This window comes from Bradyrhizobium sp. 153 (genome assembly GCF_023073835.1).
Lineage (GTDB): Bacteria > Pseudomonadota > Alphaproteobacteria > Rhizobiales > Xanthobacteraceae > Bradyrhizobium.
Map to the genome: position 1 here is coordinate 274,681 of NZ_JADPKH010000074.1, position 20,383 is coordinate 295,063.

Consider the following 20,383-nt stretch of genomic DNA (forward strand, 5'->3'; position numbering starts at 1 on the left):
AGTGACGTGCAGCGGCGCTCGCGATCACCTCTCCCCGGAGGGGAGAGTTGATCGAGCGCACCGCAAATCCAGTGTACATCATAACTGGCGCGGCTTGTCGTTGAGTTGAAATTCGAGATGCGCCTGTACGGTCGGCCATTCGGCCGCGGTGATGCTGTAGACCACGGTGTCGCGCAAGCTGCCGTTCGGCGCGACCTGATGGCTGCGCAGGATGCCGTCCTGCTTGGCCCCCAGGCGCTCGATGGCGCGGCGGCTCTGGTGGTTGAAGAAATGCGTGCGGAACTCGACGGCGATGCAGTTCAGGGTTTCGAAGGCGTGCCGCAGCAGCAGGAGCTTGCATTGCGTGTTGAGCGGGCCGCGCTGCGCGCTCTTGCCATACCAGGTCGAGCCGATCTCGACGCGCCGGTTGGCGGCGTCGATGTTCATGTAGGTCGTCATCCCGACGATCCTGCCGGCGGCGTCGAACACCGTGAACGGCAGCATCGAGCCCGCGGCCTGTAGCCCCAAGCGGCGGTCGATCTCCTTGCCCATGTTCTCCGGCAGCGGGATCGCGGTGTACCAGAGCTTCGACAGCTCGCCGTCCTTGACGGCCTCGGCCAGCCCCTCGAGATGCTGGTGCGACAGCGGCTCGAGACGGGCGTGCTGTCCACGCAGGGTGATGGGGTCGGGCCAGGGCATGGAAGTCTCTCCTTACGTCATTGCCAGCGAAGCGAAGCAATCCGGACTGCCAACCCCTCATCCTGAGGAGCGCGGAACGCGCGTCTCGAAGGATGAAGGCGCGGCTGGTGGCCTCGCCCTTCGAGACGCGCGCTAAGGGCGCGCTCCTCAGGGTGAGGGTCAGGCAGGTGCTTTGCCTCGCTCTCGATGACGGTAACTAGCACCGTTCATTTGTTTAGGAAATTGAGCGGCAAACCGCCGCGCGGCCAGTCCATGCCGATCAGTTCGCCCTTGCCCGATAGGGTGATGTAGGCGGTCTTCAGCTCGGGGCCGCCGAAGGCGATGTTGGTGGTGACGCGGTCGCCGGTCGGCACCTGCTCGACCAGGGTGCCGTCGGGCGCGATCACCGAGATGCAGCCGGAGACGAGGGTGGCGACGCAGATATTGCCATTGGCTTCCACCGCGAGCGAGTCGAACATCTGGTAGCCGCCGAGGCCGCAGATCGGCTTGCCCCGTTCGCCGCGATAGATCACCTCGCGCGGCTTGAGCGTGCCCGGCGCCGAGAGCTCATAGGCCCAGAGCCGGCCCGTCGGGGTCTCCGCGATGTAGACGGTGTTCTCGTCCGGCGACAGCCCGATGCCGTTCGCCGGCAACACGCCGTGCACGACTTCCACGATCTCCTTCATGCCGGGCTTGAGGTAATACATGCCGCCGACATCCATTTCGCGCGCGCGGCGCTTGCCGAGGTCGGAGAACCACAGGCCGCCCTGCTTGTCGAACACCAGATCATTGGGCCCGCGCAGATCGTGCTCGCCGCATTTGGTCACGACGGTCTCGACCTTGCCGGATTGCAGATCGACGCGCTGGATCGAGCCGCCGAGATAGTCGTCGGGCTGCGGGCCCGGCATGATCATGTTGCGGGTTGGGATCCAGGAGAAGCCGCCATTGTTGCAGATGTAGATCTTGCCGTCGGGACCCAGCGCAGCACCATTCGGGCCGCCCGGCACCTTCGCGACGATCTCCTTGCGGCCATCGGCATGAACGCGGGTCAGGCGCTGGCCGCGGATCTCCACCAGGACGACCGAACCATCCGGCATCACGACCGGCCCTTCTGGAAATTCGAGGTCGGTGGCGAGAACGCGGACGTTGGACATGTTGGGACCCTCCCGGCTGCTTGTTATGACTTGCACGGGATGTCCGGCACGGGCCCCACACGCAAGATTTGCCGGCGGTTATGACAAAGTCACCGGCGCTTGCCAAGCAAGCCGGATGGTATGCCAGCGTTGCGGAAGCCCCCTATTCCCTGACCGGGACCCAGATCTCGAAGCCGCCATTGCCGGTTGCTGGATCGAACTTTTCGTCATAGCGCTCGAAGCTCGGTGCGTCCGCGGCTTTAAGACCGGAGGCCGGCAGCCATTGATTCCAGATCGTGTTGACCGTACGCCGGATCGAGGCGACGTGATCGGTGTGGGTGAAGACCGCGTAGCGCTGCTCGGGGATGCGGATGCGGCTGAAGCGACGCGGCAGGTCCGAGAAATCGGCGACCTCGACGCCGGCGATGTAGTCGAAATTGCCGGCATCATCGCCATTGCAGCAAACGCCGTAGGCGACGTTACCGACGCGCGCGGGAATGTCGGCGACTTCCTGGTGAAAGCGGTGCCATAGACCGGGAATGATGGCGCCATTGTCGCAGGAGATGCGCTCGGCGGGACCGGCGACGAGGAAGGCCTTTGCAGTCTCGAAACGCGGCGGGGCAAGATGGTCGAGCATGGTGGAGTCCATGAGGATCGGCTCCTGAAGCGTGAGGTGGCTGACGCATGTCGCGGCCCTCACCGCTTCGGGCGTGGTGCCGAACTGGTCGCGGAACGCGCGGGTGAATGCTTCGTGCGAGCCGTAATCCGCCTCCAGCGCCAGTGACAGGATGTCCGGCGCACCGTTGGCAAGACTGCGCGCAGCTTCCGTCAGCCGTCGCGCGCGCACGTAACGCATCACCGGAAGCCCGGTGGCTGCCGCAAACGCACGCACGACGTGGAACCGCGACACGCCGGATATCTGCGCGATCTCGTCGAGCGTCATCGGCTCGGCCAGATGGCTCTCGACATACCAGAGCGCGCGCTGGGCTGGGTTCATGGCGATTCAGGCCCTCGTTCGAAACGCGGCGATGGTGCGCCGGTCACGCCCGCTTCGCTTGATCGGCGTTGCTGTCCTCGCATGAGGATAGTTCGGGAATGGCCACTGGCAACGCCCTCGCGTTCGTGGCTACACTGCCTGAAACCGCTCACCAGAAAGCACGGAGGAACCGCGTCATGGAAGTTACCGATGTGCGGGCGCACCATATCCGCATCCCCTATGACGCCGGTGTCGCGAGCTTCCGCCAGGGCGCTTCCGCAATCACAGCCCTCGACATGGTGCTGGTCGAGGTCACGACCGATGCCGGGCTGACCGGCTGGGGCGATGCCTTCGCCTATGTCTGCCCTCGTACCACGCGCAGCGCCGTCGAGGAGATGATTGCACCCCAAGCGCGCGGGCTGAAGGTGCCTGATGCGGCCGGCATCCCTGGGGTCATGGAGCAGATCCAGCGCAATCTGCATCTGTTCGGCCGCTACGGCATCACCATGTTCGCGATCTCCGGGCTCGATATCGCGCTGTGGGACCTTGCCGCCAAGATGGAGGGCGTGCCGGTCCACCGCCTGTTCGGCGAGACCAGGCGCACGGCCATCCCGGCCTATGCCAGCCTCTTGCGGATCGGCTCGCCCGAGGCCATCGCTAACGAATGCAGGAAGGCGCTGGCGCTCGGCTATGGCGCCATCAAGCTGCACGAGACCACGCTACCTGCCGTGTTCGCCGCACGCGAGGCGATCGGGCCCACCATTCCGCTGATGGTCGACATGAACTGCCCGCTGACGAGCGAGCAGGCGATTGCGTTCGCGAAGACATGTGCAGACGCAAGACCCATGTTCCTGGAGGAGCCGGTATGGCCGCCGGAGGATTTTGCTGCGCTCGCCGACGTTCGCAGCAAGGGCGGGCTGAATATCGCCGCCGGCGAGAATGCCTGCACGGAATATCAATTCCGCCAGATGATGAATGCGGGCGCGGTGAGCCACGCCCAGCCCTCGGTGATCAAGGTCGGCGGCATCACGGAATTTGTGAAGGTGGCGGCGCTGGCCGATCAGCTCGGCGTCAAGATCGTCCCGCACTCGCCCTATTTCGGTCCGGGGCTGCTCGCGACGCTGCATCTGCTGGCGACGCGCGAGGATGGGCTCGTCGAGATGTTCTATCTGAAACGCGAGGCCTGCCTCTGGGGCGGCCGCGCCGATGTCGATGCGACGGGCCATGTCGCAGTGCCGAGCGGCCCTGGACTTGGCTACGAGCCAGATCGCGGCGTGATGGAGCGTTATCGCGTCGCCTGATCGCCGCCCCTATTTCGCCGCGTCCTTCGCCGCCGGCGCATCCTGCTTCTTCTTCAGATCGTCGGCGGTCTTGGCTTGCGCAGCCTGGAGATCGGCGAGCGTCTTCTGCAAGCCGGCGAGGCTCGTCTTCAACGCGTCGATCTGGCGATTGGCCGCATCCAGCCTCTGCTGATGATCGAGGCTGAGCTTGGTGATGGTCTTCTGGAGGAAATCGACATTGCTCTGGAGGCAGCTCGTGCGCCGTTCCATGGTCTTCTCGACCGTGCAGATCTCGATGCCGGGCACGTCCTGCGCGTGCAGCGGCAGCGGCGCCAGCGTGGCGAGCAGCAACATTGCGAAACAAACGCCGGCGCTTCGGAGCAGCATGAAGGTTCCTCGTCAATTCGATCACGGCAATGTGCGCCGTTTGCGCGCAGTCGCGGGAGGCTACCACACTCGTACCGCATTCTCGCGTTGAGCTTGCGCCCGTTCCCTCGGACGGGGAACGATGATCGGCACGCGGAAAGAAGTGGGCGTTCTTTCCGCGGCTTTGTTTAGGGGAGATTTTTGGAATGGCAACGCGCGATAGACGTCTGGCGGAATTCGACGGCGCCGGAGAACCACCAGCTGGCCTGCCACTCGAGGTGCTGTGCGAGGACCACAGCGGAACGTATCAGCTGCCGTTCGCCTGCCGCTATGTGGAGGGACGCTGGCAGAATCACGAGGCCGGCATCGCGGTTGAAGCAACCGTCATCGGCTGGCGCCTGCCCCGCATGAAGCAGCGCGGGGCGGCCTGACGGCGATTCGTGTTTCAAAATGCGACGGGGCCGCGCTTCGCCTTAACCTTCGGAACGCGGCCCGAACGAATCACGTCCGAATCGGCCGTAGGGGCCCGTACGCACCTGTTCACGGCTAGATGTCGCGAGCCGCCTGGTTCGCGCGCACAAGATCTGCGCAGGGCAGGATTGGGTTTGGGCCGGGTATTGGCGGCAGAAGTTAACCGCGTCAGGGACATGGTGGGGGCAAGCCGCGTGCCTGCCGGGCGACGGTCCCCAGCCGCCGAAACAGGCAAGACAGCGCGAGACCTGCCTAATATTCGACCTCGAGCTCCTCGATCTCGGCCGGCTCTTCCCGCGCCGCCGCGATCCATTCCTGCATCTCCGGCATGGCCATGATGGTGTCGGCATAGGCCTTCAGCGGCGCCGCGAGCTTGACGTCATACGTCATGAAGCGCGTCACCACAGGGGCGTACATCGCATCGGCCATGGTGCGCCGCTCGCCGAACAGGAAGGGGCCGCCCGATGTCTCCAGGCAGTCGCGCCAGATGAAGCAGACGCGGTCGACGTCGGCCTGTGCGCGCGACCAGATCTTGAAGCCGGGAAAGTGTCCTTTCAAATTGACCGGCAGCGAGGCACGCAGCGTGGCGAACCCGGAATGGATTTCGCCTGAGATCGAGCGGCAATGCGCGCGCTGGATGCGGTCGGCCGGCAACAGCCCGGCGTCCGGCATCACCTCGTTGAGGTATTCGGCGATCGCCAGCGTATCCCAGACCACGGCGCCCTCGTGCCGCAGGCACGGCACCAGGATCGACGACGACAGCAGCAGGATTTCAGCGCGCGCGGACGGATCGTCCGGCGCGGTGACGATTTCCTCGAAATCGAGCCCGGAAAATTTCGCCAGCAGCCAGCCACGCAGCGACCAGGACGAGTAGTTCTTGCTGCTGATGGTCAGTGTCGCCTTCGCCATTGGCCTTCCCTACGCCTGATCTCGACACCCGCCCGGCCGGCGGGCGTGCCCATGAGCTGTGCTTCCTTCAAAATGAGAGCAAGCGATGTGCCAGTTTTGCGGGCGGTTCAGCTCCCGCTTGGCTTCGATATTGCATAATGGCAGGGGTCAGGTGGGCGTTTCAGTATGATGTCGATGTATTATCAGGCCTTCCAGAACCATATGGACCTGACCGCGCCATGGCGGGCGGGGGCCTCGTCCGCGCTCAAATTCCTCAACCTGGTGCCGCAGGGCGTGTCGGATCAGCTGGTCGGCCGGCTCTCGGCGGCGCTCGAGCTGATCTCGCGCTCCACCCTCACCTATGATCGGCCGGCCTACGGCATCGACAGCGTGATGGTTGGCAATCGGGAAATTCCCGTCACCGAGGAGATCGCCTGCGCGACGCCGTTCGGCTCGCTGCTGCACTTTCGCAAGGACGGCGTGAGCGAGCAGCCGCGCATGCTGCTGGTGGCGCCGATGTCGGGCCACTTCGCGACATTGCTGCGCGGCACCGTGCAGACGCTGCTCCAGGACCACGACGTCTACATCACAGACTGGCACAATCCGCGCAACATTCCGCGCAGCAAGGGCCGCTTCGGGCTCGACGACTATACCGAGCATCTCATCGAATTCCTCGGCCAGCTCGGCCCGCGCCCCCACATGGTGGCGATCTGCCAGCCATCGGTCTCGGCGCTCGCAGCCGCCGCGATCATGTGCGAGGACAACCACCCCTCGCGGCCGGCGACGCTGACGCTGATGGCCGGACCGATCGACACCCGCATCCAGCCGACTAGGGTCAACGAATTCGCCAAGAGCAAGCCGATCGAGTGGTTCGAGCGCAACCTGATCAATTACGTGCCGGTGCAGTGCCGCGGCGCCTTGCGCAAAGTCTATCCGGGATTCGTACAGCTCACCGCCTTCGTCGCGATGAATCTGGAGCGCCATATCAAGCAACATCTGGACCTCGCCAACCACATCGCCAAGGGCGAGAAGCAGAAGGCCGCCAGCATCAAGACCTTCTATGATGAATACTTCGCCGTGATGGACCTTCCTGCGGAATTCTACATCGAGACCGTGCGCGACGTGTTCCAAGAGCACCTCTTGCCGCAGGGCCGACTGATGCATCGGGGACGCCCGGTGAACACCAAGGCCATCAGCCGCATGGGGCTGATGACGGTCGAGGGCGAGAAGGACGACATCTGCTCGATCGGCCAGACGCTCGCCGCGCAGGACCTCTGCACCGGCGTACGCGCCTATCGCCGCGTCCATCACATGCAGGCCGGCGTCGGCCATTACGGCGTGTTCTCGGGCAAGCGCTGGAACAACGAGATCTATCCGCTGCTGCGGGATTTCGTGCACGTGAATTCGTGAAGGCTCAGACGGACCATTCCTCGCCCCAGACCTGAACGAAATGGCCGGGCGACACTTCGCGATATCGCCGGCGAGGCGGCTGGTAATCCGGCGCGCGCATCGGGCTTCTGATCTCGTCGTTGGAGACGTCGCGGCGCGTACCGCGGCGCGATGGATCGGGCACCGGCACGGCAGCCATCAGCTTCTTGGTGTAGGGATGTTGCGGATTGCCGAACAATGCCGCGCGCGGGCCGATCTCGACGATCTCGCCGAGATACATCACCGCGAGGCGGTGGCTCATGCGCTCGACCACGGCGATGTCGTGGGAGATGAAAAGATAGGCAAGGCCCATGTTGGCCTGGAGATCGAGCATCAGGTTCACGACTTGGGCCTTGACCGAGACGTCAAGCGCGGAGACCGCCTCGTCCGCGACGATCAGCTTCGGCCCGAGCGCAAGCGCACGCGCAATGCAGATGCGCTGGCGCTGGCCACCGGAGAATTCGTGCGGAAAGCGCGCGGCCATATCGGCAGTCAGGCCGACGCGGACGAGAAGGTCTGCGACCTTGTCGCGCGCCTGCGACGTCGACGCGAGCCCGTTGGCGAGCAACGGAGCCGCGATCGCCGTCCCCACCGACATGCGCGGATTGAGGCTCGCGAATGGATCCTGAAAGACGATCTGCATCTGCTTGCGGAAATCGCGCAAAGCTCGGCCGTTCATGGCGAGCACGTCCTGGCCGTCGATCAGGACGGTGCCGCTGTCCGGTTCGAGCAACCTGAGAATCGAGCGGCCCGTGGTCGACTTGCCGCAACCGGATTCGCCGACCAGCGCAAGCGTCTCGCCGGCGCGCAAGGTGAAGGAGACGTTCTCGACCGCGTGGACGCGCCCGGAGATCTTGCCGAACAGGCCCGAGCGGATCGGAAAGCGCGTGGTGAGGTTTGCAACTTCGAGCAGCGGACGCTCGGCGGTCGAGACCGTGTCGGGCGTTTCCACCGGCTCGTCCGAGGTGCCCGTGAGCTTGTCGACGATGGGAAAACGCATCGGCCGCGCGCGCCCATCCATCGAGCCGAGGCGCGGCACGGCGGCGAGCAGTGCGCTTGTATAGGGATGCGACGGTGCGGCGAAGATGCGCGACGTCGCGTCGGTTTCGACCGCCTGCCCGCCATACATCACTACGGTCCGATCAGCGATCTCGGCGACCACGCCCATGTCGTGGGTGATGAAGAGGATCGACATTCCCTCCTCCTGCTGGAGCTCCTTCAAGAGCTCCAGGATCTGGGCCTGGATGGTAACGTCGAGCGCAGTGGTCGGCTCGTCCGCGATCAGGAGCTTCGGCTTGCAGGCCAGCGCCATCGCGATCATCACGCGCTGGCGCATGCCGCCGGAGAAGCGATGCGGATGCTCGTGGAAGCGCGATGTCGCCGCGGGAATGCGGACGCGATCGAGCAGGCGGATGGTCTCGGCCTCCGCCGCCGCGCGCGACAGGCCGCGATGCTGAATCAGCGCCTCGGCGATCTGGAAGCCGATGGTGAGCACCGGATTGAGGCTCGTCATCGGCTCCTGGAAGATCATGGCAATGTCATTGCCGCGGATGCCCTTCATGCCCGTTTCGGGCAGCGCGAGGAGATCGCGGCCAGCGAGCGTCACGCATCCCTCGATGCGGCCACTCTCCTTCGGAATGAGCCGCATGATGGAGAGCGCGGTGACGCTCTTGCCCGAACCGGACTCCCCGACGATCGCGACGGTTTCGCGCGGCGCGACGTCGAATGAGACATTGCGGACGACCGGGATCCATCGTCGTTCGCGCATGAAGGAGGTGGTGAGGCCGGCGACCGACAGCACCGGCGCCTGCGCCTCGGCAACGCTACGATCGATTCCGCTTGCGCCCTTGCTCATGCAGTTGCCCTAATAGCCACGCGTGCGATCGACGAGGCCCGGCAATTCCTCGCCGCGGCGGTGACATGCGATGACGTCGAGCACGAAATCGACCGCCGTATCCGGCATGGTCATGCTGGCATTGTGCGGCGTCAGCAGGATGCGCGGGTGGCTCCAGAACGGATGGCCAGCGGGCAGCGGCTCGGGCTCTGTGACATCGAGAACGGCGCCCGATAGCAAGCCGGTATCGAGCGCCGCGAGGAAATCGGCTTCGACGAGCTGCGGACCACGCCCGACACTGACGAGCCCTGCGCCGCGCGGCAGGCGCGCGAACAGATCGGCATTGAGGATGCCCCGGGTCTCTTCGGTCAATGGCAGCAGGCAAATGAGGATGTCGGTCTGCGACAGGAATCTTGGCAAGGTGTCAACACCGACGTAGCAGGTCACGCCCGGGATCTCGCGCGGCGAGCGGTTCCAGCCGAACAGCGGAAAGCCGAATGCCCTGAGCCGTTCGAGCACGGCGTGGCCGAGCTGGCCGAGCCCCATCACGCCGACACCCCGCCGCTTCGCCGGCGTGATCCGGATCTCGCGCCAGACCTGCTCCCTCTGCTGGGCGATGAAGTGCAGGAGATCGCGATGCAGGCCGAGCACCGCCATTGTGACATATTCCACCATGGTCTCGGCAATGCCGGGCTCCAGCATCCGGATGAGCGGAAGGTGCGGCGGAAGCTTCGTGGCGTCGAACTGATCGACACCCGCGCCAACCGAGAAGACCAGCTCGAGATGGGGGAACGTCGTGGCGATATCCTCCGGCGGCACCCACGCCACCAGATAACGAATATCGGCGGGATTGCCGATGTCGGGCCAGAGCCGGAACGGCAGATCGGGCGCGCGCTCGGCAAAGAAGCGCGCCCACTCGGCGCCGCGAACCATGTTGGCCTTGTAGAGAACCGTCATGCCGCCTCAGAACGGGCTGACCGGCGCGAGCCGCCGGCCGTCGATCATGCGCTTGTGGCTGTAAGCCACCGGGTCGACCAGCGGCGTCGAGCCGGTCACGATGTCGGCGGCGAGCTTGCCGGCCGCGGGACCAATGCCGAAGCCGTGACCGGAGAAGCCGGTGGCGAGGAAGAAGCCGGGCAAGGCATCGACCGGCGAGATCACCGGGATTGTGTCGGGCGTGCAGTCGATGGTGCCGCCCCAGGCCTCCGCGATCTCGATGTCCTTCAATTCCGGGTTCGATCGGATCAGCGACGCCAGCGCCGCACTGACCAGCGACATGTCGGGGGCCGGATCGCGCACGCGCTCAGTCTCGAACGGCGACGGCTTGTCAAAGCTCCAGCTGCTGCCGCGCACGAGCTGATCGAAGAACGACTTGCCGAACGACAATTTCAGTCCGTTCTTACGATGCTGATACGTCGGCCAAAAGGCGCGGGCGTACCGGAATAAGTCGGGCGACAGCTCGACCGTGCCGCGGTTGCGCAGCGCCAGCGTAAAGCCGCCGTCGAGACGGCGACGGATGCAGTAGAGGTCGGTGCCGAGCGCGCCGGAGGTGATCTCAGGTCCTGGGGTGGTCCGGCAAGCCGTGGCGTTGACGAGACCGATCGGCAGCTCGATGCCGTGACGGCGGCAGAACAGCGACGACCATGCCCCGCCCGACAGCAGCACCGATTGCGTGCGAATGGTGCCCTTCTCGGTGACGACGGCGCTGACCCGTCCTCCCTGAGTCTCCAGTCCGCGCGCGGCGCAGCCTTGATGGATGGTGACGCCGTGCTTTCGCGCGGCAGTGGCCAGCGCGGGCACGGCCATCGACGGCTCGGCGCGGCCGTCGCTCGGCGTGTGCAGGCCGCCTACCCATTTGTCGGCATTGCCGGGCATGCGTTCAGCGACCTCCGCCGGCGTCAGGATGGTGGAGTGGACCTGCTGCTCGCGCGCGATCGCCGCCCAGCGCTCCCAGCCGGCGAGCTCATCCTTGCTCTTGGTCAGGAACAGCACGCCGGTGCGGCGGAAACCGGCATCGACGCCGGCATCGTTCTGCATGTCCTCCCAAAGCCGCAGCGCCTCACGTGCGAGCGGAATCTCCTCGCGCGCGCGGCCCTGCTGGCGGCACCAGCCCCAATTGCGGCTCGACTGCTCGCCGCCGACATGGCCCTTCTCGACCAGTGCGACGGAAAGGCCCTTCTTCGCCAGGTGATACGCCGCAGATACGCCGATCACGCCGCCGCCGATGACGACAACGTCTGCCTGCGCCGGCAGGCGTTCATCGCTGTTGATACGATTGAGCGGCGGGGACATGGGGCACTCCTGGTATTCAGTTCAAACGGACCTAGGCTCGTTATGGGATGTTCATTCGCGGATCGAGCGCATCGCGCAGGCCGTCGCCAAGGAAATTGAAGCTCGTCACCGCCAGCGTGATGGCGACGCCCGGTACGATCGCGAGCCACGGTGCGCTGGTGAGATAGATCTGCGCGTTGTTGAGCATGTTGCCCCAGCTCGCAGCCGGCGGCTGGATGCCGTAGCCGAGATAGCTGACATAGGATTCGAGCAGGATCGCCTTGGCGACGTTCAGCGTGGCCGCGACCACGATCGGGGCAATTGCGTTGGGCACGAGCTCGCGGAACATGATGCGCAGGTTTGACGAGCCGAAGGCGAGCGCTGCAACGGCGAACTCCCGTTCCCGCAGCGAGCGCACCTGGGCCTCGACGACGCGGGCGACGCTCATCCACGCCGTCGCCGCGATCAGCACGGTGGTGGTGACGAGGCCGGGTTCGGTGAGCGCCGCCAGCGCCAGCAGCAGGAAGATGGTCGGGAAGCACAGCACGGCGTCGACCAGCCGCATCAAGACCGCGCCGACCACGCCGCCATAGAACCCGGCGAAGGCGCCGACGACGATGCCGACCGCCATCGCGATCACCATCGCCACGATCCCGATCGAGAGCGAGACGCGGCCGCCCATCATCAAGCGCGCAAGCACGTCGCGGCCGAGCTCGTCGGTGCCGAGGATGTGCGCGCCCGACAGCGGCGGCGCGAACCGCTTCATGATGTCAATATAGGTGTCGTCGAAAGGCAGCAGATAAGGACCGAACGCGGAGCCGAGGACGAGCACCAGAATGATGACGGCGCCGGCGAGCGCCAGCCGATGGCGGCGGAACCGCCGCCACGCGGCTTGACCGGGGGCGAGCTGAACGGTGGAGAGGGTGGCCGTCGTCATCGCCTAGCCCACCCGAATGCGCGGATCGACAACGGCATAGAGGATGTCGGCAAGCAACGAGCCGATCAGCACCATCGTCGCCGAGAACATCAAGACGCCCATCACCACGGGATAGTCGCGATAGCCGATGGAATCGAGGAAGAGGCGCCCCATGCCGGGCCAGGTGAACACGGTCTCGGCCACCAGCGCGCCACCGAGCAGCGTCGGAAACTGGAGGCCGGCGACCGTGATCATCGGCAACAGCGCGTTCCGGAGCGCGTGCACGGTGAGGATGCGCCATTCCGGCATGCCCTTGGCGCGGGCAGTGCGGATGTAATCCTGGTTGATGACCTCGAGCATGGAGGAACGCATGAAGCGGCCCCACATCGCGGTCTCGACCAGCGCCAGCACCAGTGCCGGCGCGATGAGATGATGCAGCAGGTCGAGAAAGGAGCCGTCGCCGACGGTGTGCTGATTGCCGGCCGGCAGCCAGCCGAGCCTCACCGAGAACACGTAGATGGTAACGAGGCCGAACCAGAAGGTCGGGATCGACAGCGCGATCATGGCGCCGACGGTGGCGAGGGTATCGAACAGCGAGTAGCGGCGCAGCGCACCCAGCACGCCGATCCAGCAGCCGAGCAGCACCGCGATGATCGTCGCCGTCGCCATCAGCTCGAGGGTGGCGCCGAGATGCGAGGAGATCACGGACAGCACCGCCTCGCCGTCGCGGTAGGAGCGGCCCCAATCGCCCCACAGCATGCGGCTGAACCAGTCGAGATATTGGATCGGCAGCGGGCGATCGAGACCGAGCTGCTTGCTGACGCGGTCGAGATCCTCCTGCGTCATCTGCGCAGAGGCCGCGAATTGCGAGAGCGGGCCGCCGGGCGCCAGGTGCAGAATGGCAAAGCCGATCGCCGAGACGATCACCAGCAGCATGATCGACTGTGCCAGGCGGTTGACGACGTAACGGGCCACGTCAGGCTGCCCTGCGCACCTGATCCATCAGGCCCAGTACCATTCGCGGATGTTCCAGCAATTGATCGAGGTGTTGACGTTGGGACGGAAGCCTTGCAGCCCCTCCTTCACGCCTTCTGCGATAAAGCCTTGGAACAGCGGCAGGATGGCGAGATCGTCGCGGATCAGCTTTTGCAGGTCGCCATAGGTCGTCTTGCGCTGTGCGATCTCAAACTGCTTGGCGCCGTCGGCGAGGAGTCGATCGGCCTCCGGGCTCTTGTATTGATAGGTGTTGTAGCCTCGCCCGCCCTTGGCGGGAATGGCGCCGGAGCCGAAGCGCGGCGTCACGTCGGGGTCGCTGCCGAGCATGAAGTTTACGGACACCAGCACCGAATTGAATTTCGACTGCTGCCAGAAATCGCCCCAGATCACCGCGGCCGGCATGTTGTTGACGCGCATCGCGGCGCCGATCGCACGCCAGTCCTGGATCAGGAGCTGCTGGGTCTGCTCGCGCACCGCGTTGCCGGATGTCGTCGAATTGGTGAACTCGAGCTTGACGCCGCCCTTCTCGCGCACGCCACTGGTGCCGCGAACCCATCCCGCCGCATCGAGCAGCGCGTTGGACTTGGCGGGATCGTATTTGTGTTGCGGCAGCCCCTGTTGGAATGACCAGGCTTGCTGCGGCACGAAGCTCTCGGTCTGCGTCGGCAGGCCATAATAGAGCGCATCGATGATCGCCTGCTTGTTGATGGCGAGATAGAGCGCCTCGCGCACGGCGCGATCGGCAAAGGGACCGAACTCCAGATTCGGTGCGATATGCTCCACGGAGGACGTCGAGGAGACCACGATCCTGCGGCCCTTCAGCGTCTTCGCCTCCTGCACGAAGTTCGGCAAGATGCCTTGCAGGCCGGTGTAGTCGACTTGGCCGGTGCGGAACTGGGTATAGAGAACGGTGAGATCGGGGATGTATTTGAAGACCACGCGTTCGACGTACGGCCCCTTGCCGTGATAGCCGGTGTGGGCATTGAGCAGGATGTGGTCGCCGGGCACGCGCTCGCCCCAGCGGAACGGCCCGGTGCCGACAGGCGCATTGTGGAACGCCGAGGCGTTCGGATCGGACACCTTCTCCAGGATGTGCTTGGGCACGATGAAGGTCAGCGATCCCAGGATTGACATGTAGGGCGAGTAAGGCGCTTCCATTCGCCAGTGGATCTCGTCGGGCGCGACGACCTTGATGTCCTTGACCAGGCTATGGCCGACGCGGCTGCGGGCGCGAAAATCGGGACTGTTGATCAGTTCGAGCGAGAACTTGACGTCGTCGGCCGTGAACGGCGTGCCGTCATGCCACTTCACGTCGCTGCGCAGCTTGATTTTCCAAGTCAGGCCGTCGGGCGACAGGCCGCCATTCTCGATGGTCGGAACTTCGCGTGCGAGGTCAGGAACGAAATTGCCGGCGGGATCGATGAACCAGAGCAGCGAGAACACCTGCCACCAGATGCCCTGATCGACCTCGATGCCAGGCATCAGCGGATGAAAGACGGTCGGCTCCTGCGACAGCGCTGCGATCACCTGCCCGCGCGGTTTGTCCGGCGGATTGGTCGGGCGCTCAACTTGCGCAAAAGCGTTGCCCGCAAGAGTCCATCCTGCCGCGGCGCCGGCCCCAAGCTGGAAGAGCTGGCGGCGATTCGGAATGCCGAGATGCACTGCTCCAACGCCGAACTTGGCGGTGCCGTCTGCCATGGCCACTCTCCATTGCCGCGCACGCGGCACCGTCTCCCGCGCCCCTAGACCCCGGCGGAGGGACAGGAGTGGGCTTTAGTGCTTCTAAATTTTTCAGCCAAAATTTCATCATGACTAAATACAGCTGTCAATCGCATTGCTAGTATGCGCGACCTTTTCACTCCGACTAAAGCTCGATCCGATGCGGTCCGGGGCTGAGATGATGCATGGGAGAGCGACATGGATGGTCGCGGCGATACGAACGGTCCGAAGGACGTCCCGACGATCCAGGTCGACGATGCGGTCGACCAGCGCCTCGGCGAGTCCGTGCGGCTGCTACGTCAGCGCGCCGGGCTTTCGATCCAGGACGTCGCCAACAAGACCGGCCTCTCCACCGGCATGATCAGCCAGCTCGAACGTGCGCGGGCCATGCCGTCGATCCGCACGCTGCGTCTGCTCAGCATCGCACTCGACGTTCCCATTTCGTATTTCTTCGAGAGCAGCGATCCGGCCGACGTACAGCGCTACATCGTGCGCAAGAATAACCGGCGGCTGCTGCGGCTCACCGCCAGCGGCGTCGTCAAGGAAGCGCTCACGCCTGACGGCAAGGGCCAGCTCGAACTCTACGAGCTCACGCTCAATCCCGGCGCCTCCTCCGGCACCGACTTCCTGCAACACAACGGCGAGAAGGCCGGCTATATCCTCTCGGGGAGCCTGCGGCTGTGGCTGGACAACCAGGCCCATCTGCTGGAGGCCGGCGACAGCTTTCGCTTTCCGAGCATCGTGCCGCACATGTTCGACAACCCGACCCAGCAGGTGGCGCGCGCGATCTGGGTCACGACGCTGCGCCAGACCGATCCGCCGGCGGGATGACACGCGGCTTCCATTGCTGGTGACACGGACCGCCGCGCCTGGCTTCGTCGCGCTCTAGCTGATCCGGCGCCGCAGCGTGGCCGACGGCGACTCGCCGAATTTTTCGCGGTAGGCGCCGGCCATGCGGCCGAGATGGGTGAAGCCGAGGTCGAAGGCGATCTCGGTGATGGAGGCATCGGGCGCGGCATGCGCGAGCCGGACGTGAAGGCTGGCGAGGCGCATGTCGAGCAGCATCTGCGAGATCGACAGGCCGAAGTGACGGCGGAAGCCGAGCTGGAGCGCGCGGATGCCGATGCCGGACGCGCAGGCGAGCTGCGCGAGGTCGAGCGGTTCGCCGGCATTATCCGCGAGATGGTCCCGCGCAACGCGCAGCGCACGCGGCAGACGCTCGGCCTGGCCCGAAAACGTCCTGATCGCATCCGACAGGCCATGCCGCTGGCCATTGAGGAGGTGATCGAGCAGAACCTCGCGCCAATCGGCCATCGCGACCGCTGACAGCCTGCCGGCGGGACCGAAACGTTCGGCGAGCGTGATCAGCTCGGCAAGGCTGGCTCGCAACGCCCGCCCGGACGGCGCGTCGAGGTCGATCACAGGATCGAACTCCATCGTGCTGGCTGCCCTGCCCGACAGTGCCGCGGCGCGCTGCTCGACCAAACGGCGGTCGAGCAACAGGATCGCTTGGGCGCAGTCGGCCCAAATCATCCGCGTCGGGATCGTCGGCGACAGCAGTGACGCGGTCCGGTCAGGCGCCGCGTCGAGCTCACAGATGCCGGCCCGAATGCTGGCGCTGCCCGTGAGCGGGACCTGCACCAGGAAGAAGCGCTCGAGACAGCCCGGATCGATGCTGACCGATCCGCCATAGGCGACATAGTTGATGGAAAAGCCGTCGAACGCCGCGCAATTGTGCCGGGCGGAGAAGCCGGCGGCGCGTGCACACATCGGCTTGAGATCGTGCGGACAGAAGATGCGCCCAATCTGCTCGGCCGCTTCATCGACGTCATCTGTGGTAACGCGGGCGAAATCCGAAAGCCGTTCGGCTGCGGATGGTCTCGCGCTCATTTCCAGCACGGCTGCGGACATCGTCGACCACGCTTCGCGTCACGGAATTGCTTTAAGCCTATAATAGTTCCCCAGAGGCGAAAAGGGCCGCATCCGCAAAATCGTCGTGCTGCACGGCAATAGCCGCGTGCAGATTCGTTTGGCGGATAGACAGGCGGCCACGAGCGGCCGAAGCTCCATCCCCGCCGGAATCCATGAGGAGGCGCGCATGACTGCACTCGAAAAGGGCATTACCGCAAACGGCACGGGCTATGGCGGCAAGAGCTGGAACATCCTTGGTCAAGTCTATTTCCCCAAAGCCGTCACCGACTCCACCTTCGCATTCGAGACCAACAGCGATCCCGGCCAGTTCGTGCCGGTGCACATCCATCCGACTCAGGACGAGTTCATCCTGGTGCAGGAAGGCACGCTCGACCTCAAGCTCGACGGCCAATGGGTCAAGGCCCACGCCGGCGATCTCGTGCGCATGCCGCGCGGCATCCCGCACGGCTATTTCAACAAGTCCGACAAGCCCTGCCGCGCGTTGTTCTGGGTCTCGCCGATGCAGAAGCTGGAGGCGCTCTTCAACCGGTTGCACAATCTGACCGACCCTGCCGAAGTGGTGCGTATCTCGGCGCTGCACGAGGTGGACTTCCTGCCGCCCGAGGCCAACGACTAGGCGTCCGCGTCCCATCCACGTTCATCAGCTTGCAGCTCCGACGGCCGCGCCTTGCGGCCGATCGTTGCCGCTTGCGCGCGAAACACATTGGTTGCGAGCAATCCCATGGTCAGCCCCAAGCATGTCTGCGTGATCGGCGCCGGTGTCTCCGGCCTGGCCGCCGCAAAGGCGTTCTCCATCCGCGGTCACCGCGTCACCATCATCGAACGCAGCGGCGATCTCGGCGGCGTCTGGGAGCCGGCGCGCTCCTATCCCGAAGTGCAGACGCAGAGCCCGAAGGAGCTCTACCGCTACACCGACCGCGCCATGCCGGACGCCTATCCGGAATGGCCGACCGGGCCACAGGTCCACGCCTATCTCGTCGATTACGCGAGGAGCTTTGGCCTCGACCGCATGCTGCGCCTCAACACGGCGGTCGCCGGCATGGCGCGCCGTGCCGACGGCAAGCCCGGCTGGACACTCGCGCTCAGCGGCAAGAATGGCATGACAACGAACGAGGACTTCGATTTCGTCGCTGTCTGCACCGGCCAGTTCAACGAGCCGCGCGAGCTGCATTGCCCCGGCGAGGACGGCTTTCTGGCCCAGGGCGGCCAGATCCTGCATTCGTCGAAATACAACGATGCCGCCCTGGCAAAGGGGCGCCGCGTCGTCGTGCTCGGCGGCTCGAAGTCGGCGACCGACATCGCCGTGAACGCGGTAAACGCAGGCGCGCGCGAGGTGACGATCGTGATGCGCGAGCCGGTCTGGCGCATTCCCTATTTCATCGGCGGTCTCGTCAACTTCAAGCGCATCCTCTACATCCGCGTGCAGGAGGAGATGTTTCCCGGCTGGGGCATCAGCACGATGGCCCGGCTCGCCCACCGACTCGCCGCGCCGCTGGTGTGGGCGAACTGGCGCGGGCTGGAGAGCCTGTTGAAGGCGCAGCTCAAGCTCAGTCGGTGCAACATGGTGCCGAAGGAGCGGATCGAGGACGGCGTCAACTGCTCGGTGCCGATCGCAACGCCAGGCTTCTATCCGATGGTCGCCGACGGCCGCATCAAGGAGGTGTTCGGCACGTTCGATCATTTTGACGGCGACAGCATCGTAATGAGCGGTGGCGAGCGCGTTCCAGCCGATATCACCGTGCTCGCGATCGGCTACAAGCTCGGCGTGCCGTTCCTGCCCGCGGCCTATCAGCAGAAACTGGTCGATGCCGACGGGCAGTACCGGCTCTATCGCCTGATCGCCAACCCCGACCTGCCCGAGCTCGGCTTCGTTGGCTTCAACTCGTCGTTCTGCACGGTACTCTGCGCCGATCTCGCCGCCAACTGGCTGGTGCGCTATGCCGACGGCCAGCTCGCCAACCAGCCGACGGCGCAAGCCATGCATGCCAACATCGAGATGATGCTGCACTTCAAGCGTGTCGAACGGCCGGCCGCGGGCGTCTATGGCGGCCTCTGCGTCGCACCCTATCACTACCGTCATTTCGACGAGCTGATGGCCGACATCGGCGCGAAGAACCAGAAGTGCGGCGGGCTCAAAGGGCGTTTCCTGCCGCCGGACGCCGATGCCTATGCCAAGTTCCTGGCCACGGCGCCGGATTATCGCGTGGCGTAAGAGGACGGATCGGGGCTGAGCGAGATTTGCTCGCCAGCCCGCGCGTCCGATGCTTACGATCTTCCTGGCCAACGAATCGACAGGAACCGGCCATGGAGTTCAGACGTCTTGCCGCCGGAGCGCTTGCGGCGCTCGCCTTCCTTGTCACGGCACCCGCCAGCGGACAGCAGGGCACGCTCACGTCCCGGCAATCCGAGGCGCTCGCCGCCTACCAGCGGGCGCTGGCCGACTTCAAATCGATCCTGGCCGAGCGGCGGCGCCAGATCGAGGCGAAGCAGCCGCTGCCGAGCCTGCCGGGCCAGCCGCTGTACCTGGCGCGCATCGCCGTCATCAGCACCTACAAGGATCTCACCGACGCCATTCCGTCCAGAATCGGAAAGCCCAACAAGTTCGAAATTCCCCCGGCCTATTTCGATGCAGATATCGAGCCGCTGATCGACGAATATTCGAGGCTATTCGACATCATGGAGGCACCGCCCGCCGGAGCGCAAAACTCGCCGACGCCGTTCAAGGACGTCGCCGATCTCGCCTTCGCGATCGCGCGCGCCAAGGGGCTTGCACCTGAACACGCGGAAGTCGCGGGGCGCATCAGCCTCGGCCTGTTCTTCGCCGAGACCAACGGCAAGCAGAATGTCCGCAATGCGCGCTCGAACACCTATATGGGCAGCTTCCAGACCGGCCCCTCCGAGGACCGCAACGGCCGCAGGAAATGGGAAGCCCTCAAGGGGGCGATCGATCCCGAACTGAGCGCGCGCCACGACAAGGAGGAGGCGCGCACCCGCGGCACCGATCAGCGCTTCAATCACTGGACCAATGTGCGCAACGGCGTGATGAACGCGCATGCCGATCTGTTCCGGGATATCCCCGGGATCGTGAAGACGCTGCCCGACCCGATCGACCAGATGAAGCTGTTCGAGCTGATCCAGATCGTGCCCACCCCGACCAGATCCGCGCTCAAGTCGGGGGATCTCCTGAATTACCGGGTGTCCAGTCCAACGGTCATGAAGCACCTGCGCAACAACAGCATCTTCGCGTTCGGACAGGCCGATCGATCGCGAAGCTCGGCCAGCTTCCGGGAGATTCTCGCTGCGATGTGGCTGTTCAACCGCAAGTTCGAGCGGGCCATGGGGAAATATGCCGAGATCAGGGTGCGCTGAGGGTTCGGCGCACTACAACGTGGAGAACCATCATATTCCGTCCGGATCGGCGCATCCTTCAGGCCGTTGTTGTCATAGGGCTTGCGCAGCGTGCCGTTCGTCGCGGCCTCATGACAAACCTGTCAAAGGGCATGCCACCGTTTGCAG

General features: G+C 65.0%; 19 protein-coding genes and 1 pseudogene. 7 read left to right on the forward strand and 13 right to left on the reverse strand.

Annotated elements, in window-relative coordinates; translation table 11 throughout:
- Window positions 1-78: 78 nt before the first annotated feature.
- From IVA91_RS18000 to IVA91_RS18010, 3 genes are all read right to left on the reverse strand, one after another.
- Complete coding sequence (locus IVA91_RS18000; protein ID WP_247278391.1) at window positions 79-678, reverse strand: GNAT family protein; 600 nt, start codon at window positions 676-678, stop codon at window positions 79-81.
- A gap of 206 nt (window positions 679-884) precedes the next feature.
- On the reverse strand, window positions 885-1,811 hold the full coding sequence (locus IVA91_RS18005; RefSeq protein ID WP_247278390.1) for an SMP-30/gluconolactonase/LRE family protein: 927 nt from the start codon (window positions 1,809-1,811) through the stop codon (window positions 885-887).
- A 142-nt stretch (window positions 1,812-1,953) separates the two neighbouring features.
- Complete coding sequence (locus tag IVA91_RS18010; protein ID WP_247278389.1) at window positions 1,954-2,787, reverse strand: AraC family transcriptional regulator; 834 nt, start codon at window positions 2,785-2,787, stop codon at window positions 1,954-1,956.
- Window positions 2,788-2,963: 176 nt separating this feature from the next.
- Here IVA91_RS18010 and IVA91_RS18015 point away from each other — a divergent pair, with 176 nt between their 5' ends.
- On the forward strand, window positions 2,964-4,067 hold the full coding sequence (locus IVA91_RS18015; RefSeq protein WP_247278388.1) for a mandelate racemase/muconate lactonizing enzyme family protein: 1,104 nt from the start codon (window positions 2,964-2,966) through the stop codon (window positions 4,065-4,067).
- A gap of 9 nt (window positions 4,068-4,076) precedes the next feature.
- On the opposite strand, the gene IVA91_RS18020 is transcribed toward IVA91_RS18015, so the two are convergent.
- Window positions 4,077-4,433, reverse strand: coding sequence for a hypothetical protein (locus IVA91_RS18020; RefSeq protein ID WP_247420449.1), 357 nt, complete (start codon window positions 4,431-4,433; stop codon window positions 4,077-4,079).
- Window positions 4,434-4,618: 185 nt separating this feature from the next.
- On the opposite strand from IVA91_RS18020, the gene IVA91_RS18025 reads away from it, so the two are divergent.
- Window positions 4,619-4,843: a hypothetical protein gene (locus tag IVA91_RS18025; protein ID WP_247278387.1), complete on the forward strand. Its 225-nt coding sequence runs from the start codon at window positions 4,619-4,621 to the stop codon at window positions 4,841-4,843.
- Between the two features lie 292 nt (window positions 4,844-5,135).
- Here the strand turns inward: IVA91_RS18025 and IVA91_RS18030 are convergent, their stop codons facing one another.
- A complete protein-coding gene (locus IVA91_RS18030; RefSeq protein WP_247278386.1) occupies window positions 5,136-5,792 on the reverse strand; it encodes a glutathione S-transferase family protein in 657 nt (218 codons plus the stop codon).
- A gap of 165 nt (window positions 5,793-5,957) precedes the next feature.
- Here IVA91_RS18030 and phaZ point away from each other — a divergent pair, with 165 nt between their 5' ends.
- Window positions 5,958-7,181: a polyhydroxyalkanoate depolymerase gene (gene phaZ / locus IVA91_RS18035; RefSeq protein ID WP_247278385.1), complete on the forward strand. Its 1,224-nt coding sequence runs from the start codon at window positions 5,958-5,960 to the stop codon at window positions 7,179-7,181.
- A 4-nt stretch (window positions 7,182-7,185) separates the two neighbouring features.
- Here the strand turns inward: phaZ and IVA91_RS18040 are convergent, their stop codons facing one another.
- From IVA91_RS18040 to IVA91_RS18065, 6 genes are read right to left on the reverse strand one after another with little or no spacing between them, the layout of a single operon-like run.
- The gene (locus IVA91_RS18040; protein ID WP_247278384.1) at window positions 7,186-9,054 is read right to left on the reverse strand and encodes an ABC transporter ATP-binding protein; all 1,869 of its coding nucleotides are present in this window, start codon (window positions 9,052-9,054) and stop codon (window positions 7,186-7,188) included.
- A gap of 9 nt (window positions 9,055-9,063) precedes the next feature.
- Window positions 9,064-9,990: a glyoxylate/hydroxypyruvate reductase A gene (locus tag IVA91_RS18045; protein WP_247278383.1), complete on the reverse strand. Its 927-nt coding sequence runs from the start codon at window positions 9,988-9,990 to the stop codon at window positions 9,064-9,066.
- Window positions 9,991-9,996: 6 nt separating this feature from the next.
- Window positions 9,997-11,325 (reverse strand): FAD-binding oxidoreductase, encoded by a 1,329-nt coding sequence (locus tag IVA91_RS18050; protein ID WP_247278382.1) that lies wholly within the window; start codon window positions 11,323-11,325, stop codon window positions 9,997-9,999.
- A 40-nt stretch (window positions 11,326-11,365) separates the two neighbouring features.
- On the reverse strand, window positions 11,366-12,241 hold the full coding sequence (locus IVA91_RS18055) for an ABC transporter permease (protein WP_247278381.1): 876 nt from the start codon (window positions 12,239-12,241) through the stop codon (window positions 11,366-11,368).
- A 3-nt stretch (window positions 12,242-12,244) separates the two neighbouring features.
- Window positions 12,245-13,195, reverse strand: a complete 951-nt coding sequence (locus IVA91_RS18060; protein WP_247459041.1) for an ABC transporter permease — start codon at window positions 13,193-13,195, stop codon at window positions 12,245-12,247.
- Between the two features lie 27 nt (window positions 13,196-13,222).
- Complete coding sequence (locus IVA91_RS18065; protein ID WP_247278379.1) at window positions 13,223-14,914, reverse strand: peptide ABC transporter substrate-binding protein; 1,692 nt, start codon at window positions 14,912-14,914, stop codon at window positions 13,223-13,225.
- A gap of 219 nt (window positions 14,915-15,133) precedes the next feature.
- On the opposite strand from IVA91_RS18065, the gene IVA91_RS18070 reads away from it, so the two are divergent.
- A complete protein-coding gene (locus IVA91_RS18070; RefSeq protein WP_247420462.1) occupies window positions 15,134-15,766 on the forward strand; it encodes a cupin domain-containing protein in 633 nt (210 codons plus the stop codon).
- A gap of 54 nt (window positions 15,767-15,820) precedes the next feature.
- On the opposite strand, the gene IVA91_RS18075 is transcribed toward IVA91_RS18070, so the two are convergent.
- Window positions 15,821-16,846: an AraC family transcriptional regulator gene (locus tag IVA91_RS18075; RefSeq protein WP_247278377.1), complete on the reverse strand. Its 1,026-nt coding sequence runs from the start codon at window positions 16,844-16,846 to the stop codon at window positions 15,821-15,823.
- A 187-nt stretch (window positions 16,847-17,033) separates the two neighbouring features.
- Between IVA91_RS18075 and IVA91_RS18080 the strand changes: the two genes are divergently transcribed.
- The 3 genes from IVA91_RS18080 (at window position 17,034) to IVA91_RS18090 (ending at window position 20,236) form a co-directional block, all read left to right on the forward strand.
- The gene (locus tag IVA91_RS18080; RefSeq protein WP_247278376.1) at window positions 17,034-17,483 is read left to right on the forward strand and encodes a cupin domain-containing protein; all 450 of its coding nucleotides are present in this window, start codon (window positions 17,034-17,036) and stop codon (window positions 17,481-17,483) included.
- A gap of 105 nt (window positions 17,484-17,588) precedes the next feature.
- Window positions 17,589-19,079, forward strand: coding sequence for an NAD(P)/FAD-dependent oxidoreductase (locus IVA91_RS18085; RefSeq protein WP_247278375.1), 1,491 nt, complete (start codon window positions 17,589-17,591; stop codon window positions 19,077-19,079).
- Window positions 19,080-19,171: 92 nt separating this feature from the next.
- Window positions 19,172-20,236: a hypothetical protein gene (locus IVA91_RS18090; RefSeq protein ID WP_247278374.1), complete on the forward strand. Its 1,065-nt coding sequence runs from the start codon at window positions 19,172-19,174 to the stop codon at window positions 20,234-20,236.
- 35 nt (window positions 20,237-20,271) lie between these two features.
- Here IVA91_RS18090 and IVA91_RS37155 read toward each other — a convergent pair.
- A pseudogene (locus IVA91_RS37155) lies at window positions 20,272-20,349 on the reverse strand (amino acid ABC transporter substrate-binding protein); the annotation flags it as partial.
- Between the last annotated feature and the right edge of the window lie 34 nt (window positions 20,350-20,383).

Excerpts from the sequence above, each read along its gene's own strand:
- IVA91_RS18085 (WP_247278375.1), top strand. The coding sequence starts at position 17,589 with ATGGTCAGCCCCAAGCATGTCTGCGTGATCGGCGCCGGTGTCTCCGGC.
- IVA91_RS18005 (WP_247278390.1), bottom strand. The coding sequence starts at position 1,811 with ATGTCCAACGTCCGCGTTCTCGCCACCGACCTCGAATTTCCAGAAGGG.
- IVA91_RS18000 (WP_247278391.1), bottom strand. The coding sequence starts at position 678 with ATGCCCTGGCCCGACCCCATCACCCTGCGTGGACAGCACGCCCGTCTC.
- IVA91_RS18025 (WP_247278387.1), top strand. The coding sequence starts at position 4,619 with ATGGCAACGCGCGATAGACGTCTGGCGGAATTCGACGGCGCCGGAGAA.
- IVA91_RS18040 (WP_247278384.1), bottom strand. The coding sequence starts at position 9,054 with ATGAGCAAGGGCGCAAGCGGAATCGATCGTAGCGTTGCCGAGGCGCAG.
- phaZ (WP_247278385.1), top strand. The coding sequence starts at position 5,958 with ATGATGTCGATGTATTATCAGGCCTTCCAGAACCATATGGACCTGACC.
- IVA91_RS18015 (WP_247278388.1), top strand. The coding sequence starts at position 2,964 with ATGGAAGTTACCGATGTGCGGGCGCACCATATCCGCATCCCCTATGAC.
- IVA91_RS18020 (WP_247420449.1), bottom strand. The coding sequence starts at position 4,433 with ATGCTGCTCCGAAGCGCCGGCGTTTGTTTCGCAATGTTGCTGCTCGCC.
- IVA91_RS18070 (WP_247420462.1), top strand. The coding sequence starts at position 15,134 with ATGGATGGTCGCGGCGATACGAACGGTCCGAAGGACGTCCCGACGATC.
- IVA91_RS18010 (WP_247278389.1), bottom strand. The coding sequence starts at position 2,787 with ATGAACCCAGCCCAGCGCGCGCTCTGGTATGTCGAGAGCCATCTGGCC.
- IVA91_RS18050 (WP_247278382.1), bottom strand. The coding sequence starts at position 11,325 with ATGTCCCCGCCGCTCAATCGTATCAACAGCGATGAACGCCTGCCGGCG.
- IVA91_RS18090 (WP_247278374.1), top strand. The coding sequence starts at position 19,172 with ATGGAGTTCAGACGTCTTGCCGCCGGAGCGCTTGCGGCGCTCGCCTTC.
- IVA91_RS18055 (WP_247278381.1), bottom strand. The coding sequence starts at position 12,241 with ATGACGACGGCCACCCTCTCCACCGTTCAGCTCGCCCCCGGTCAAGCC.
- IVA91_RS18080 (WP_247278376.1), top strand. The coding sequence starts at position 17,034 with ATGACTGCACTCGAAAAGGGCATTACCGCAAACGGCACGGGCTATGGC.
- IVA91_RS18045 (WP_247278383.1), bottom strand. The coding sequence starts at position 9,990 with ATGACGGTTCTCTACAAGGCCAACATGGTTCGCGGCGCCGAGTGGGCG.
- IVA91_RS18030 (WP_247278386.1), bottom strand. The coding sequence starts at position 5,792 with ATGGCGAAGGCGACACTGACCATCAGCAGCAAGAACTACTCGTCCTGG.
- IVA91_RS18065 (WP_247278379.1), bottom strand. The coding sequence starts at position 14,914 with ATGGCAGACGGCACCGCCAAGTTCGGCGTTGGAGCAGTGCATCTCGGC.
- IVA91_RS18075 (WP_247278377.1), bottom strand. The coding sequence starts at position 16,846 with ATGTCCGCAGCCGTGCTGGAAATGAGCGCGAGACCATCCGCAGCCGAA.